This window comes from Bosea sp. 29B (assembly GCF_902506165.1).
GTDB lineage: Bacteria > Pseudomonadota > Alphaproteobacteria > Rhizobiales > Beijerinckiaceae > Allobosea.
Genome location: NZ_LR733817.1, coordinates 1010684 through 1026486, shown reverse-complemented (window position 1 = coordinate 1026486; position 15803 = coordinate 1010684). Strand labels below are relative to the sequence as shown.

At 67.1% G+C, this 15803-nt stretch carries 15 protein-coding genes; 5 read left to right on the top strand and 10 right to left on the bottom strand.

Translation table 11 applies throughout. The annotated features are described in order from the left end of the window. Position 1: 1 nt before the first annotated feature. From GV161_RS04935 to GV161_RS04895, 9 genes are read right to left on the bottom strand one after another with little or no spacing between them, the layout of a single operon-like run. Positions 2 to 1417 carry an NAD(P)/FAD-dependent oxidoreductase gene (locus tag GV161_RS04935; RefSeq protein WP_152015757.1) on the bottom strand — a complete coding sequence of 472 codons (1416 nt, stop codon included), beginning with the start codon at positions 1415 to 1417 and terminating at the stop codon, positions 2 to 4. Then, complete coding sequence (locus GV161_RS04930; RefSeq protein ID WP_152015758.1) at positions 1414 to 1710, bottom strand: (2Fe-2S)-binding protein; 297 nt, start codon at positions 1708 to 1710, stop codon at positions 1414 to 1416. The genes GV161_RS04935 and GV161_RS04930 overlap by 4 nt, the downstream gene beginning before the upstream one ends. Beyond that, the gene (locus GV161_RS04925) at positions 1694 to 2797 is read right to left on the bottom strand and encodes an FAD-dependent oxidoreductase (protein ID WP_152015759.1); all 1104 of its coding nucleotides are present in this window, start codon (positions 2795 to 2797) and stop codon (positions 1694 to 1696) included. The genes GV161_RS04930 and GV161_RS04925 overlap by 17 nt, the downstream gene beginning before the upstream one ends. Further along, positions 2794 to 3537, bottom strand: a complete 744-nt coding sequence (locus GV161_RS04920) for an aspartate/glutamate racemase family protein (RefSeq protein WP_152015760.1) — start codon at positions 3535 to 3537, stop codon at positions 2794 to 2796. The genes GV161_RS04925 and GV161_RS04920 overlap by 4 nt, the downstream gene beginning before the upstream one ends. A 16-nt stretch (positions 3538 to 3553) precedes the next feature. Further along, positions 3554 to 4162 carry a UbiX family flavin prenyltransferase gene (locus GV161_RS04915; protein ID WP_152015761.1) on the bottom strand — a complete coding sequence of 203 codons (609 nt, stop codon included), beginning with the start codon at positions 4160 to 4162 and terminating at the stop codon, positions 3554 to 3556. 16 nt (positions 4163 to 4178) lie between these two features. Continuing rightward, a complete protein-coding gene (locus tag GV161_RS04910; protein WP_152015762.1) occupies positions 4179 to 5501 on the bottom strand; it encodes a UbiD family decarboxylase in 1323 nt (440 codons plus the stop codon). Positions 5502 to 5538: 37 nt separating this feature from the next. After that, entirely contained in the window at positions 5539 to 6306 is a 768-nt protein-coding gene (locus GV161_RS04905) for an ABC transporter permease (protein WP_152015763.1), read from the bottom strand. 2 nt (positions 6307 to 6308) lie between these two features. After that, complete coding sequence (locus GV161_RS04900; protein WP_152015764.1) at positions 6309 to 7067, bottom strand: ABC transporter ATP-binding protein; 759 nt, start codon at positions 7065 to 7067, stop codon at positions 6309 to 6311. Positions 7068 to 7117: 50 nt separating this feature from the next. Beyond that, on the bottom strand, positions 7118 to 8116 hold the full coding sequence (locus tag GV161_RS04895) for an ABC transporter substrate-binding protein (protein WP_152015765.1): 999 nt from the start codon (positions 8114 to 8116) through the stop codon (positions 7118 to 7120). Positions 8117 to 8363: 247 nt separating this feature from the next. Here GV161_RS04895 and GV161_RS04890 point away from each other — a divergent pair, with 247 nt between their 5' ends. Next, positions 8364 to 9146: an IclR family transcriptional regulator gene (locus GV161_RS04890; protein ID WP_159650142.1), complete on the top strand. Its 783-nt coding sequence runs from the start codon at positions 8364 to 8366 to the stop codon at positions 9144 to 9146. A 27-nt stretch (positions 9147 to 9173) separates the two neighbouring features. Here the strand turns inward: GV161_RS04890 and hutC are convergent, their stop codons facing one another. Next, entirely contained in the window at positions 9174 to 9956 is a 783-nt protein-coding gene (gene hutC, locus GV161_RS04885) for a histidine utilization repressor (protein ID WP_152015767.1), read from the bottom strand. Between the two features lie 236 nt (positions 9957 to 10192). Between hutC and GV161_RS04880 the strand changes: the two genes are divergently transcribed. The 4 genes from GV161_RS04880 (at position 10193) to GV161_RS04865 (ending at position 15803) form a co-directional block, all read left to right on the top strand. Continuing rightward, positions 10193 to 11689 carry an aldehyde dehydrogenase gene (locus GV161_RS04880; protein ID WP_152015768.1) on the top strand — a complete coding sequence of 499 codons (1497 nt, stop codon included), beginning with the start codon at positions 10193 to 10195 and terminating at the stop codon, positions 11687 to 11689. Between the two features lie 52 nt (positions 11690 to 11741). Next, entirely contained in the window at positions 11742 to 13433 is a 1692-nt protein-coding gene (locus GV161_RS04875) for a thiamine pyrophosphate-binding protein (RefSeq protein ID WP_244624169.1), read from the top strand. A 124-nt stretch (positions 13434 to 13557) separates the two neighbouring features. Next, positions 13558 to 14583, top strand: a complete 1026-nt coding sequence (locus GV161_RS04870) for an extracellular solute-binding protein (RefSeq protein ID WP_152015769.1) — start codon at positions 13558 to 13560, stop codon at positions 14581 to 14583. Between the two features lie 122 nt (positions 14584 to 14705). After that, on the top strand, positions 14706 to 15803 hold the full coding sequence (locus tag GV161_RS04865) for an ABC transporter ATP-binding protein (protein ID WP_152015770.1): 1098 nt from the start codon (positions 14706 to 14708) through the stop codon (positions 15801 to 15803).

The following is a 15803-nucleotide window of genomic DNA, read 5'->3' as shown; positions in this document are numbered from 1 at the left end:
GTCAGCCTCCACACTGCGAAGCATTCTGTTGCGAGGCCTTTGCCAGTTCACCCACGGTGACGGGCTTGATTGGGTCGCGGACGCGGTAATAGCCGGTTTCGGCCTCGCTCCGGTTCGTCTCTCGCGCGATCAGCCCGGTCACGCTCGGCCCGCAGAGCCGTCCCTGGCACGGGCCCATGCCGACACGCAGGAAGGCTTTCGCCTGGCTGGGGCCGAGCGCCCCGCGCTCCACCGCCTGGCGCAGCGAGCCGGCGCAGACCGCTTCGCAGCGACAGATCGTGACCGGATCCGGCGGCGCGACGAGATCCGGGCTCGGCCGGTACAGGCGGTCGAGGAATGGCCGGGCCGAAAGATGAGCGTTGCGCGCGTGTCGGACGCTGCGCAGCCGGGCGTCGCGTTCGGAGGGGGTAATTCGGCCGAGCTCCGCCAGGATGGCGTGGGCAGCCGCTTCGCCCTCATGACGGCTGGCTTGCGCCCCGATGATGCCGCCGGTATCGCCGGCGATGAAGATGCCGGGCTGCGTGCTGGCGCCCCGGGCATCGCGGCGCGGCTGGAAGCAGGATTGGGCGTCGTTCCAATCGAAGGCGCAGCCGAGCGAGCGCGGAAGCTGCTGCTGCGGGATCACGCCCTCATGCAGGCCGACCAGATCGCAGGCGAGCCGGTGCGGGGTCTTGCCGACGCGGAAGCGGATCGCGGTGGCGCGCTCTTCGCCCTCGATCGCGATCTCGCTGACGCCGCGCAGGAGTTTCACCCGCCCGAGCGTCAGGGCCGCGAGCAGGCCGGCGCCCTTGGCGAGATAGCGCCAGCCCTGGCCGGTGAAAGCGCGCGGCAGATGCGGCAGCGCGGCGGGAATGTTTCCGGATCGGGCGGTGTCGAGCAAGGTCAGGTGCTCGACGCCGGCATCGAGGCATTGCCGCGCGAAGAGATAGAAGAGCGGCCCGGTACCGGCGAGGACGACTCGCCCACTCGGGACGAGGCCACTCGATTTCAGCAGGATCTGCAGGGCGCCGACCGTCATCACGCCCGGCAAGGTCCAGCCCGCCAGCGGCACCGGGCGTTCCATCGCGCCTGTCGCGATCACCAGGGCTCTGGCCCGGTCGAGCGCGACCGTGCCGTAGGTGCGCGACCAGACCGTGGCGCCAGGCTCGACCCGCCAGACGGTGCTGGAGAAGCGTAGCTGGGTGCCGGAGGCGCGCAGGCGCTCAGTGAGCGCCGCGCCGTGCAGATAGTCGGGCCCGAGGATCGCCGAGAGCCTGGCATTGCCGCGGTTGCGCTCGATGGCGCGGTAGATTTGGCCGCCGGGCTCGGCCTGCTCGTCGAGCAGCAGGGTCCGCGCGCCGCCTTCGGCCAAGGTCGCCGCTGCCGCCATGCCGGCAGGGCCGGCGCCGATCACGATCGCATCCCAGTCCTGGCTCATGGCAACTGCCTTGCGCCGATCTGACGGCGCACCACCATGCCGTCCTGTGCCGGTGTCAGGCAGGCCTGCTGGTTCTGGCGGCCATCGATCTTGACCAGGCATTCGAAGCAGACGCCCATCATGCAGTAGGGCGCGCGCGGCGAGGCATCGACCGGGCTCTGCCGAAGTGCGCCGATGCCGGCGGCGAGCAGGGCGGCAGCCACGCTGTCGCCGGGGTGAAAGGCGATTTCGCGCCCCTCGAAGCTCAGGGAGGGGCCGCCTACGGCAGCGGCAGGCTCAATGCGCCTGAACATCGAACCGTCCGCTTCCGAAACTGGCGACCGCCGCGGGGAGGGCGCCGGCCGCGACCGTCGGGCCGATGTCGAAGGCATGCACGCTGGCGAGCGTCACCCCGCTATGGCAGGTCGCGGCGAAGGCGCCGGGATAGCGGTGGGATTCCTCATAGATCGGCAGCCCGTCCGGCGTCATGACGCGCAGCGAGCCCCAGAAGCGCACCACCCCCGCCGTCTCCAGCCCGGGCAGGACGCGCAGCGCCGTGGCGCAGAGGTCAGCCGCGGTCGCAACCTGCGTGCCGTCGTCGAAGCCGACCTCCTCATGGCTGCTGCCGAACAGGAACGAGCCTTCGGCGGTCTGGCGCAGGCAGTTTGCGGCGTAGGGGAAGCAGGCGCGCACGCGCTCCGTCACCACGATCTGGCCGCGCTCGGGTTCCACCGGCATGGACAGGCCGAGCTGCGGCGCGAGCCGGGCGGAACCGAGGCCGGCGGCGAGGACGATGCGGCGGCCATGGACCGCGCCAGCGGGCGTCGCGACGGTAAAGCCACCGGTTTCTGGGCGGATCTCGGTGACGGTGGTGCCAGGCCGATAGCTGCCGCCGCGATCCTGCAAGGCCTGCTGCAAGGCGCGCAGCAGATAGAGCGGGCTGACATGCGAATCCTCCGGTGAGAAGGAGGCCCCCACGACCTCGGGACCGATCCCGGGCACGAGATCGCGCAGCGCCGTCCGGTCGAGGAACTGCATCGTGATCTCGCCGCCATCGGCATGGCTGCGGGCGAGGACGTCGCGGCGCTTGTCGAGCTCGGCTTCGGAGAAGCAGAAGTGCAGGCCGCCCGTTTGCCGCCAGCCGGTATCGAGGCCGGTGGCGGCATGGAGTTCTCCTGCGAGGTCTTTCCACAAGCGGCCGGCCCGCAGCGACCAGTGCATATAGGCCGGCTTGCCGACGCCTTTGCCCTGCAGCCAGATCAGGCCGAAATTGCCGCGCGAGGCCCGGTACGCGACATCGCCTTCGTCGAGGAGGGCGACGCTGGCGCCGGCGCGGCTCGCGCCCCAGGCGATCGCGGCGCCGATCAGGCCGCCGCCGACCACGACGAGGTCGTAGGTCATCTGCGCAGCCTCGGAATGCCGTAATCCCGCGGCCGGATCGCGGCATGGAGCCAGTCGACCAGAGTGACGATGTCGAAGACCGGCAGGCTGAATGCGCGCTGGATCGCGGCCGAATGCGGCGGCAGGTTGGCGCATTCGCTGACGATGGCGCCGATCGCCGGGGTCTCAGCCAGCATGCGCTCTACGACCGCGAGCACCTCGCGCTCCTGGGCTTCGTGATTGGCGAGCGGCCGGTTCTCGCGCATATGCGAGCGGATGACGCCGTCCTCCGGCAACTCGCCGAGCGGCAGGCCGGTCGGGGCGCCGACATTACGGAAATGCCGGTCCTGCAGCGCCTTGCGGTCGGAGACGATCACGCCGACTGTCCGATCCTCGGGCAGCAGGTTGAGCGCGAGCGGGATCTGCATCAGGCTGGAGGTCGCGATCGGGACCGGGGAATGGCGGCGCAGCTCCGGATGGACCGCGGCGAGGAAGCCGCAACTCGTGGTGATGCCGGCGGCGCCGATCGCGACGAGATCGTCTATGGCGTCGCGGAACGGCCCGAGCGCCTGCTGCGGGTCGCCCTCGATCACGTCCTTCGGCGTGACGCCGCGCACGACGCGGAACTGCACCGGGAAGTCCCAGGTCCCGGTGTTGGCGACGTCGCCGGGCAAGCGGTCGAAGCCGGTGTCGAGCACGATGACGCCGATCATCGCGCCATGCACCGGGCGGCGTCTGGGGTGAGGCGCGGATGGTGTCATGACCGGGCTCCTGCGCTCAGGCTTCGGAAGCGGTCTTGCGGGCAGCCGCCATGCCGGCCCAGCGGCGGACCGCGCCGCAATCGACGCCGAACGGGTCGAGCGCGCGCCCGACGCTGTGGTCGACCATGTCGGCGATCGTCTCCGGCAGGGCGTAGAAGGCCGGCACCGGCGGCATGATGATCGCGCCCATCTCGGCAAGGCTGGTCATCGTCCTGAGATGGCCGAGATGCAGCGGAGTCTCCCTGACCATCAGCACCAGCTTGCGGCGCTCCTTGAGCACGACGTCGGCCGCCCGGCTGATCAGGGTCGAGGTCACGCCGGTCGCGATCTCCGACATGGTGCGCACCGAGCAGGGGGCGATCAACATGCCGAGCGTGCGAAACGAGCCGCTGGAGATGGTCGCGCCGATGTCCTGGATGTTGTGGACGACGCTCGCCTTCTCGGCCAGCGCCGCAGGGCTCATGCCGAGCTCCTGCGACAAAGTCAGATGCGCCGAGCGGGTGACGACGAGATGGGTCTCGACGCCCGCCGCCGCCAGCAGTTCGAGCGCCCGCACGCCGTAGACGGCGCCGGAGGCGCCGCTGATGCCGACGATGATGCGTAAAGGCGTGTCGCGATCGCTCATGGGAAACCCGCTGCGCTCAGGCGTTGTCGAACCAGTCGGAGAGGACGATCTGGTCGGCGAGGCGGATCTTCTTGCGCTCGAATTCCGGCTTGCGGTGGAACGGCTTGGTCGCGTCGATCAGCAGGCGGCCCCAATGGTCCTTCTGCTCGTCGCGATAGAAGGACGGCGTCTCCGGGATGATCAGCATGTCCTTGTCGGGCCGGCAGCGCGTCAGCGTCGCCCACATCACGTCGTCCATGTCGTAGATGTTCACGTCGGGGTCGACGACGGTGATGATCTTGGCCCAGATCGGCTCGGCGCCGATCGTCGCCAGCATGACCTGGCGGGCATGGCCCTCGAACTGCGTGTCCATCTTGACGATCGCGTGGTTGACGAAGGGCTGGCAGGTGACGTCGAGGATCCCCGGCAGGGCGGCGCTGAGGCGCTGGTAGATATTGGCGGAGACAGAGAGCTCCAGCGTCAGCACCTCTTCGGCCGAGCCGCACAGGATCGAGTGGAAGACGGCGTCCTTGCGGACGGTGACGCCCAGCACCTCGAAGACCGCGTTGGGGCCTTCCGGGACGTAATAGCCCATGAACTCGCCGAACGGTCCCTCGGGCCGGCGCTCGTTCGGCAGGAAGCGGCCCTCGATGACGATCTCGGTATCGGCCGGCACTTCGAGGTCGATATGCTTGCACTTGCGCATCGCGATCGGGCTGCCCTTGAGGCGGGCCGCGACTTCGAGCTCGTCGACATCATAGGGCAGCGGGGCGGCGGCGGTCAGGAACGAGGTCGAGGGCGCGCCGATCAGCATGGCCGCCTCGAGCGGCTTGCCCATCTTCTCGGCCTTCTCGTGATAGATCGTCAGGTGGTGGCGCGGTGCCAGCCGGCAGCGCAGCTCCTCGTCGCTGACGAACATCGAGCGGTGATAGGACAGGTTGCCGACGCCGGTCTCGGGGTCCTTGGCGATGAACATCGCCGAGGTAAAATAGGGCGCTGCGTCGCGGTCGGAATAGGTGATCAGCGGCAGCTCGGAGAGCTTGCACTCGATCAGCTCGTCATCCTGCGACTGCACGAAGGCGGGGCCGCCGGCGCTGCTGCCGAGATTGGCGAGATTGCTCCATTGCCGGCAGAAATCGGCGGCGTCGATGCCGATGATCTCGGCCAGCCGCTCGCGCGAGCCATAGACATTGGTGACGACCGGGAAGCGGGTGCCCTTGACCTTGTTGAACAGGATCGGCTTGCCCCAGCGCTTCTGCGCGGCATGGGTCACGGCGGCGAGCTCGTGGAAGGGATCGACCTCTCTGTCGACGACCAGCAGATCGCCTCTTTCCTTCAGGCGCGCGATATAGTTTCTCATCGGATTGTCCTTGCGGATGTGATGTCGGGCGGGCGCGTCAGCGCCGGCGTTGCGATGGGCGCCAGGTCAGGGCCATGCGCTCGAACAGCGAGACCGCCCCGATGCCGAGCGTGGTGAAAGCAGTGATCGAGACCAGCGCCGCGAAGACGAGCGGGGTATCCATGTTGAACTGACCGAACAGGATGAGATGGCCGATGCCGTCGTTGCCGCCGATGAACTCGCCGACGATCGAGCCGACCAGCGCCAGCGGGAAGGCGACCTTGAGCGCGTCGGTGATGTAGGGGACGGCGTTCATCAGGCGCACCTTGGTGAAGATGCGCCAGCGCGTGCCGCCGGCCAGCGTCGAGAGGTCGATGACATCGGCCTCGATCTCGCCGAGCCCGGTCAGCGAGTTCACGAAGATCGGGAACAGCGCCAGCAGAAAGGCGAGGATGATCTTGGATTCGACGCCGAGGCCGAACCAGATCACGAACAGCGGCGCCACCGCGATCTTCGGGATCGAGTTGAAGGCGGCGAGCAGCGGCATCACGATCGAGCGCAGCATCGGCACATAGATGACGAGCAGCGCGAGCAGGACGCCGAAGACCAGCGCCAGAACGAGGCCGACCAGCGTGGTCATGCCGGTCATCGCCAGTCCGTGCAGCTGGATCGAGGCGGTCTCGGCGAAGCGGGCGGCGATCGCGGAAGGCAGCGGCAGCACGTAGCCGGGGATGCCCAGCAGCGGCGCGCCGATCTCCCAGGCCAGCAGCAGGACGGCCAGGAACAGGAGCGGGCGCAGGCGCGCGACAAGGGAGGTCTCGGCCATCGTCAGTACTCCGTCTCGCCGGCTTCGATGCCCTCGCGCACGCGGGCGGCGAAGGCGACGAAGCGGGGATCGCGCAGGGTCGCGGTGGTGCGCGAGCGCGGCAGGTCGATCTCGACGATGTCGTGGATCCGCCCCGGCCGCGGCGACATCACCACGACGATGTCGGAGAGCAGGACGGCCTCGGTGATGCTGTGGGTGACGAAGAGCACGGTGTTTCGGCTCTCCTCCCAGAGTGTCTGCAGGGCGAAGCCCATGCGCTCGCGGGTGATGACGTCGAGCGCGCCGAAGGGCTCGTCCATCAGGATCAGCGAGGGCTTGAGCAGCATCGCCCGGCAGATCGCGGCGCGCTGCTGCATGCCGCCGGACAATTCGAAGGGGCGGCTGTCCTCGAAGCCGGAGAGGCCGGCGAGCGCCATCAGTTCGCGGGCGCGGCCCTCATAGTCGGCAGCGCGCAGCCCGCCCATTTCGGCGACGAACAGGATGTTGCCAAGGGTGGTGCGCCAGGGCAGCAGCACCGGCGACTGGAAGACCATGCCGACATCACGGATCGGGCCGGTGACCTCCTGCCCGCGCAGCTTGATGCGTCCGCTGCTGGCGCGCACCAGCCCGGCGGCGATGCGCAGCAAGGTGGACTTGCCGCAGCCGCTGGGGCCGACGATCGAGACGAAGCTGTTCTCGGGGACCGAGAAGGAGGCCCGGTCGATCGCCAGGGTCGAGCCGAAGGTCTTCGACAGATTGTCGATGACGAGGGAGGTGGACATGGAGGCTTCCGGAGTGCGGTCGTCAGGCTGAGAAGGGTGGCCGGAGCGGCCTATTTGCCCTTGATCGCGAAGAGGTCGTCGGGCGTCAGCGCCGCGTCGAGCTTCAGCGCCTTCTTCACCAGGTCGATGGTGCGCTGGATGCGCTTGTCCTCGGCCGCGCCGTAGCCATGCTCGGCTGTGTAGGGCGTCTGTATCGACTTGATCGCGCCGGTCCACTGCGTCAGCACGGTGTCGCGGTTCATGGCCGGGTTGGCCTTGACCATGATCTCGGCGGTCTCTTCCGGGTTCTTGATCGCGTATTCGACGGCCTTGCGCGTTGCAGCAGCAAAGCGCCTGGCCTCGTCGAGGTTCTTCTCGAGGGTCGGCGTGCCGGCGACGAGGACATAGCCGAAGACGTCATAGCCCCAGTCGACGAAGCTGGAGAATTCGACGGTCTTGCCCTGTGCGGTCGCGACCTTGGTCAGGGCCGGCATGTCGCCGTCAGAGCTGGCGGTGAACAGGTCGGCGCGGTTGCTCAGGAGCAGCGAGAAATAGACGCCGGGGTCGGCTGCCTGCCAGTCCAGCTTGGAGGCGTCGAGCTTCTTCTCGTCGAAGATGATCGGCAGCACGACGCGGGCGCTGTCGGTCTGCGATGCCGCGATCCGCTTGCCGATGATCGAGTCCGGCGTCTTGAACGGCGTCAGCGAGGCGAGGCCGCTGGTGGTGACGTCGGTGTAGACCATGAAGGCCTTGAGCTTGGCGCCCTTGGCGATCGCCTGAACGACCGGCCCGATTTCGGCCATGCCGTAATCGGCCTTGCCGCCGTCGACGGCGGCGATGACGAAGCCGCTGCCGGTCGCCGGTGCGATGTCGATGTCGAAGCCAGCTTCCTTATAGAAGCCCTTGTCGCGGCCGACGAAGAACGGAGCGTGACGGCCATTGTAGACGTAGTTGGTGAGGAAGGTGATCTTCTTCAGCGCCGGTGCCTGGGCCTGCGCTTCGACTGTCATCAGGCCACCGAAGCCGAGCATGGCAGCAAGGGATGCTGTCAGAATTCCGAGCTTGTGCATCAAAACCTCCCCGTTTTCCCGAACGCCGCCGGGCCTCGCCCGCTCACCGTCCGGATTCGCGTCGCCGCGATTGCCCCTGACCGGCGTGCCCGCCGGTTCGTCCCCGAATGGCCCGACCCGGATCGAACGAGCCGGGGTGCCGCGCTCTTTCTGGAAAATTATGTTGTGCAATGCGCAACAGTGTTGCACAATACGAGCTTGTCAGCCTTTGACGGTCTCGTCAAGCGAGATGCGGGAGCGTGCCCTGATGGAAAATCCCGTTGCGCAAGCGAGCGAGGCGCGGGGCGCCACCGTCGGTGCGGTAGAGCACGCAATCGCCGTCCTGCGCTGCCTGTCGGGATCGCCGGAGCCGCTGGGGATCAACGAGATCGCGCGGCGGATCGGGCTGCACAAAAGCTCGATCTCGCGGCTGGTTGCGACCCTTGTCGCGGCGCGGCTAGTCGAGCGCGATGCCGCCTCGGCGCGAATCAAGCTCGGGCCCGGTCTCGTCCTGCTCGCTGCGCCGGTGCTGGCCGAGCTGCACATCAAGGACCTGGTCCGGCCGGCCCTGGAAGAGCTGGCGGCGCGATCAGGCGAGACCGCCAGCTTCAACATGTGGGACGGCAGCGATGCCGTGACGATCGAGCAGGTCCCCGGTCCCGGCGCGGTCCGTATCTTCTCAGAGCCTGGCCGGCGCGATCCCGGCCATTGCACCGCCTGCGGCAAGATCCTGCTCGCCCATGAGCCGCAGGAGGCGATCGAGGCCTATTGCGCCGGCGCGCTGGAGCGCTTCAACGCGCGGACGATCACCGATCCCGCGGGGCTGCGGCAGGAACTGACGACGTCCCGCCAGCGCGGCTATGCGCTCAATGTCGGCGAGCTCGACGGCGAGATCAGCGCGATCGCTGCCGTGACCCATGATGCGCGTGGCAAGGTCGTCGGCAGCATCACCGTGACCGTGCCGAGCTACCGCTTCACGCCGGAACGGCAGGAGGAATTGATCGCCATGGTGGTTGAAACCGCGCGCCGGGTTTCGCGGAGCCAAGGTTAGGCCACCGCGGTTCGGGGTGACCTGACGCTAGCGGATCCGTCTTGGGAACTGTCCGGTGCTGCCCGGTGCCGACAGGACCGGCTGGGCCGATGTCGCCTCATGGGCGCTGCGCAGGCGGTAGCGATCCCCCGGATAGAGGAAGCGGCTGCGCGTCACCGGCACGTCACCGCGCCAGGTCCGGCGGTCGAGCAGCAGGCAAGGTTGGTTGGCATCGATCTGGAGGGCCTCGCGGCTTTCGTCGTCGGGCCGGATGGCGCGGATCGTGTTGTCGACAAAGGTGACCTCGGTCATGCGCAGCAGATAGGCGTGCGGCGTGATCCGGGTGAAGTCCTGCTCGAGATAGGTAGGGGCTTCAGCGGCGTTGACGAAGCGGTCCTCGATCTGGACCGGCGTGCCGTCCTCCTTGTGCAGCAGGCGCGAGTGGAACACGGTGCTACCCGCCGGCAGAGCCAGCAAGCCGACGAAGGGGCTGTCCAGGGCCAGCGCGCAGAGCGACATCACTTCGCTGGTATGGACGCCGCCGCTCGCCGAAATCTCCTCCGAGACGTCGGAAAGCTCGAAGATCGCGCATTGCATCCGCGGGCCGACGACGAAGGTGCCGCGGCCCTGGACGCGCACCAGCATGCCCTCGGTCTGCAACTCCCTGAGGGCCCGGCGCACAGTCAGGGCCGAGGCGCCGAACTCGGCCGCGAGATCCTCCTCGCGCGGGACCTGGAAGTCCGCCGGCCATTCCGCGGCACGGATCCGCTTTTCGATCGCGGTCTTGATTTGCCCGTAGAGCGGCTGGGTGACCTGGGTCAGCTCGGTCATGCAAGGGTCCTCTGTTCGGGTAGATCTGATATCACAATGCAATCCAAACGGTATCGGCCTCTGCTGCCTTTAAGAGCGGAATGCGTATTTTTTCAACAGGAAGGTGCTTGACACCCTCAGATCGTTCAGATCAGTATCGCATATTGATATCATATCGACTTCGAAATGATATGATAAAAATCTAGCCAGGAAGCGCCTCGTCTCGACTGCGCCCGGCTATGACGGGAGAGATTCTGATGACGTCGCATTCGCCCGCGCTGCGTACACTGGACATGTACATCGATGGTCAATGGGTGAAGCCGGCATCCGGGGAGTATTTCGAGACAGTTGATCCCTTCACCGCGCAGCCCTGGGCGATGGTTGCGCGCGGCGGCGCCGCAGACGCCGACCGCGCCGTGCGTGCAGCGCATCGCGCCTTCAAGGAGGGACCGTGGGGCAAGATGCACCCGTCCGAGCGCGGCAAGCTCATTCACCGGCTGGGCACGCTGATCGAAGAGCATGCCGATGCGCTCGCCGAGATCGAGGTGCGCGACAACGGCCGCCTGCTGGCCGAGATGCAGCACCAGATCCGCTACGTCCCGAAATGGTATTATTACTATGCTGGGCTGGCCGATAAGATCGAAGGGGTCGTGCATCCCTGTGACAAGCCGGCGCTGAGCTATTCACGGCCCGAGCCGCTTGGCGTCTGCGTGGCGATCATTCCGTGGAATGCGCCGCTGCTGCTGCTCTCGCTCAAGGCTGCGCCGGCGCTCGCCGCCGGCAACACGCTGGTGCTGAAGCCGGCCGAGCACACCTCGGCCACGGCGCTGAAGCTGATGGAGCTGGTCGAGGCCGCCGGCTTCCCGCCCGGCGTCGTCAACGTCGTCACCGGGTTCGGCAAGGAGGCCGGCGAGCCGCTGGTCACTCATCCGCTGACCCGCCATGTCGGCTTCACAGGCTCGACCGCGACCGGCGCATATCTCTATTCGCTCGCGGCGAAGGATGTGAAGCGGGTCAGCCTGGAACTCGGCGGCAAGTCCCCGAACATCGTCTTCGACGACGCCGACCTCAACAATGCCGTGCGCGGCGTGGTCGGCGGCATCTTCGGCGCGACCGGCCAGACCTGCATCGCCGGCTCGCGCCTCCTGGTCCAGCGTCGCGTCCACGATGAGTTCGTCGAGAAGCTCGCGGCCTTCACCAAGACCGCCCGCGTCGGCGATCCTCGCGATGCCCGCACCCAGGTCGGCCCGATCGCCAACAAGATGCAGTTCGAGAAGGTGCTCGGCTATGTCGACATCGCCCGCCAGGAGGGCGCAGAACTCCTGATCGGCGGCAAGCGCCCGGATGGCGACGAGTGCGCGCGGGGCTTCTTCGTCGAGCCGACGATCTTCACCGGCGTCAACAACGAGATGCGGATCGCGCGCGAGGAGGTCTTCGGGCCGATCCTCTCGACCCTGGTCTTCGACGATGCCGACGAGGCAGCCGCGATCGCAAACGACAGCGAGTTCGGCCTCGCCGCCGGCGTCTGGACCCGCGACATGAAGCTCGCCTTGCGCATGTCGGACCGGCTGGAGGCCGGCAGTGTCTGGGTCAACACCTATCGCGACATCTCCTACACGACCCCGTTCGGCGGCTACAAGAAGAGCGGCATCGGTCGCGAGAACGGCGTCGAGGGTATCCGCGAATATCTGCAGACCAAGGCGGTCTGGCTCTCGACCGCGGACGAGATCGCCAACCCCTTCGTCATTGGCTGAGGGTGATCAGCAGCATGGCCCTTCGACACTGCCTCAAGCGGAAACCGACGTCATGGTGATGAGAAAAGGGAGCGAGATCCTCGCCGACGAGCTGAAGCTCAACGGCGCCGAGATCATCTACCACGTTCCCGGCGAGAGCTTCCTCTGCGCGCTCGATGCGCTCGGCGTCCGCTATCCCGAGATCCGCGCGATCAGCTGCCGGCACGAAAACGGTGCGGCGCAGATGGCCGAGGCCTATGGCAAGCTGACCGGCCGCCCCGGCATCGCCTTCGTCACCCGCAGCCCGGGCGCGACCAACGCCGTCAACGCCGTCCACACCGCCTATCAGGATTCATCGCCGATGATCCTGATCGTCGGCCAGGTGAAGCGCGCCCTGATGGAGCGCGAAGCCTTCATGGCCTACGACTTCCGCACCATGTTCGCGCCGATGACGAAATGGGTCGCCCAGATCGACGACCCCAGGCGCATCCCGGAATTCGTGCAGCGTGCCTACCAGACGGCGATGACCGGGCGGATGGGGCCAGTGGTGCTGGTCGTCCCGGAAGATGTGTTCGAGGAGGAATGCGAGGTCGCGCCGGGTAAGCCGAGCGTGCCGGCCTCTGCCGGACAGCCTTCGGACGAGGCGGTCGAGCAGGTCTTCGCGATGCTCTCGGCTGCGCAGCGCCCGCTGCTGATCGTCGGCGGCTCCGGCTGGACGGAAGGTGCGCGCAACGACATCCAGGCCTTCGCGCTCGCCAACAATGTGCCGGTCGTCACCACCTTCCGGCGGCGCGACATCATCGACCACCGTCTGCCCTGTTATGTCGGCGAGATCGGCATCGGCTCGAACCCGGCGCTGCTGGCGCATGTCAAGGACACCGACTTCGTCATCATGTGCAACGACGCGCTCAGCGACGTGAACACGATCGGCGCCGGCTACATGGAAGGGTTCACGCTCTTCGACATCCCGGTGCCCAGGCAGAAGTTCGTCCACGTCACCCGCAGCTTCGACGAGCTCAACCGGGTCTTCCAGGTCGACCTCGCGCTGCTCGCCGACAACGACGCCTTCGCCCGCCGGCTCGCCGGCCATGCGCCGGTGGAGCATGCGGCGCGCGGCGCGTGGACGGCCGCCCTGCGCGAGACCTTCGAGATCGAGACCACGCCCCGACCTTGCCCGGGGGAGATCGACCTGCCGCAACTGATGAAATGGCTGCGCCAGCGCCTGCCCGAGGACGCCATCGTCACCAACGGCGTCGGGGCCTATGCGACCTGGAGCCAGCGCTACTTCGCGCATTACCGGCTGCACACGCAGCTCGGCCCGATCAGCGGCTCGATGGGCTACAGCCTGCCGGCGGCGATCTCGGCCAAGCTGCTGCATCCCAAGCGGGTGGTCGTCGATTTCGTCGGCGACGGTTGCTACCAGATGAGCTCGGAGGAGCTGGCGACCGCCGTGCAATACGGGGCGGCGGTGATCGTCGTGCTGTTCAACAACAACATGTACGGCACGATCCGCATCCACGAGGAGAACCGCCTCGAGGGCCGTGTCAACGGTACCCAGCTGGTCAATCCCGACTTCCACGCGCTGGCACTGGCCTATGGCGCCCATGCCGAGCGCGTCACCCGGACCGAGGAGTTCGCGCCGGCCTTTGAGCGCTGCCTGGCGTCGGGCAAGCCGGCGCTGATCGAGATGTGCGTCGACCAGGAAGCGATCCACTCGCGCTATTCGCTGACCGATCTCAGGAACCGTCGCAAGGCGAAGCACTGACTGCCCCTGCCGCCGCGGGCGGCAGGCTCTTCCGGCGCCGCCAAGAGGGCGCCGGCCATTCCAGCCCTCCGACAGAAGAGGGCCGCTGCGGATCTGACTGCAACCAACAATCGGGGATTCCAAGATGAACAGGACGATTTCGGCTTTGCTGCTCGCCGGGACGCTCGGCGCGTTGACCTCTCCCGCGCTGGCCCAGGAGTGCAAGCTCAGGGTCACCACCTGGGGCGGCAGCTATCAGAAGACCTATGAATCGGTCGCGGCGGGCTTCGAGAAGGCCCATAACTGCAAGATCGAGTGGGTCGTCGGCGCCAGCCCCGACCATCTCGTCAAGGCCCGGCTCGGCCAGGTCGACGTCGCCACCAACACGCTGCTGAATTCGATCGCGGGCGAAAAGGAAGGTCTGTGGCTGGCCCTCGACAAGGCCAAGATCCCGAACATGGCGAACCTGTACCCGAACGCGGTCCATTCGCCCTATACGGTCTTCGTCAATGTCGGCGACTACGTGCTCGCCTACAATGCCGACAAGGTGAAGACGGCGCCGACGAGCTGGGACGAGCTCTGGAAGCCGGACTACAAGAACCATGTCGTCATCTATGGCTTCGAGCACATCCCGACACTCAGCCTGACCGTGCAGCAGGCCGAACGGAACGGCGGCGGCATCGACAACATCCAGCCCGGCCTCGACAAGATGGCGGCGCTGATCAAGAGCGGCAACCTGATCGGCTCGCTCGACGTCGAGAGCCAGATGGTCTCGCTGTTCCAGACGCAGGACGCCTGGCTCGGCATGCTGGCGACCGGGCGCATGAAGGAGCTGCTGGAAAAGGGCGCCAAGAACGTCAAGTTCGCCCGCCCGGCCGAGGGCACCTTCCCGCTGATCAGCACGATCAACATCACCAAGGCGGCCAAGGACCCGGCCAAGGCGCAGGCCTTCGTCGACTACGTGCTGAGCCCCGAGGTCCAGATCGCCTTCGCGACGCGCAATCTCTACGCTCCGACCGTGCAGAACGCGCCGATCCCGGCCGACTTCCAGTTCCGTGACCTCCTGGTCCAGAACGAGCAGTTCAAGCGGCTGTTCCTGCCCGATCAGGAGAAGATCACGGCCAACAAGGCCAAGTGGCAGAACCAGCTCAACCAGATGACGAGCAAGTGAGCGCGCTCGCAAGCGCCGACCGGACGAGCAGGTCGGCGCCACACTCCTCGCAAGGCGTCGCCCGCTCGTCGGGCGCGCCGGTCAAAGCCTCGACGACGCCTTTATCCGGCAAAGCGGATGACATGAACGCATCACAGGACAAGGCCATCGAGGTCGCTTCCGTCTGCAGGCGCTATGGCGACGTCATGGCGGTCGACGACGTCTCCTTCGAGGTCGGCCATGGCGAGTTCGTGTCGTTGCTCGGCCCCAGCGGCTGCGGCAAGACCACGACCCTGCGGATGATCGCCGGCTTCATCATGGCGAGCGACGGCACCATCCGGGTCAACGGCCGCGATGTCACCCATCTGCCGCCGGAGAAGCGCGAGGTCGGCTTCGTCTTCCAGAACTACGCCTTGTGGCCGCATATGACGGTCGCCGAGAACGTCGCCTTCGGCCTGAAGCTGCGCAAGCGCGATCGGGCCTTCATCGCCCGCAAGATCGAGGAATCGCTCGGGGTCACCGGCCTGTCCGGCTATGAGGACCGACTGCCGCGCCAGCTTTCCGGTGGCCAGCAGCAGCGCGTCGCTTTGGCTCGGGCACTGGCACTCGAACCGCAGCTCCTGCTGATGGACGAGCCGCTCAGCAATCTTGACCGTGCGCTGCGCGTCGCGATGCGGCGCGAGCTGAAGCAATTGCAGTCGCGGCTGAAGATGACGACGCTCTATGTCACGCATGATCAGGAAGAGGCGCTGTCGATGTCCGACAGGGTGGTGATCATGAACCGCGGCAAGATCGCCCGCATCGCCCGCCCGGCCGAGGTCTATGACGATCCGCAGTCGGAGTTCGTCGCCGATTTCGTCGGCACCACCAACTTCTTCGACGGGGCGGTCACCGCGGCGTCCGGCGGGGTCTTGACCGTGCGCACCTGCGGCAATCTCGATTTGCTCGTGGCGGCCCCGGCCTCGATCGCCGTGGGCGAGCAGGTGCGCGTGCTGCTGCGCCCCGAGCGCATCCGCATCTACCCGCCCGGCCAGGACGGCCCGAACGTCTTTCCCGGCCGGATCAGCTTCGTCGAATATTACGGCCCGACGATCCGCTACACCGTCCAGCTCGATGGCGGCGAGAGCGTCTATGTCGAGACGCATCATGCGGGCGGCGCGGCTGCGATTGGCGATGACGTCCGCATCGGCGTCGAGCCCGGCGATTTCAGGCTGATCCGCAGCGAGGGAGGCCGGCCGTGA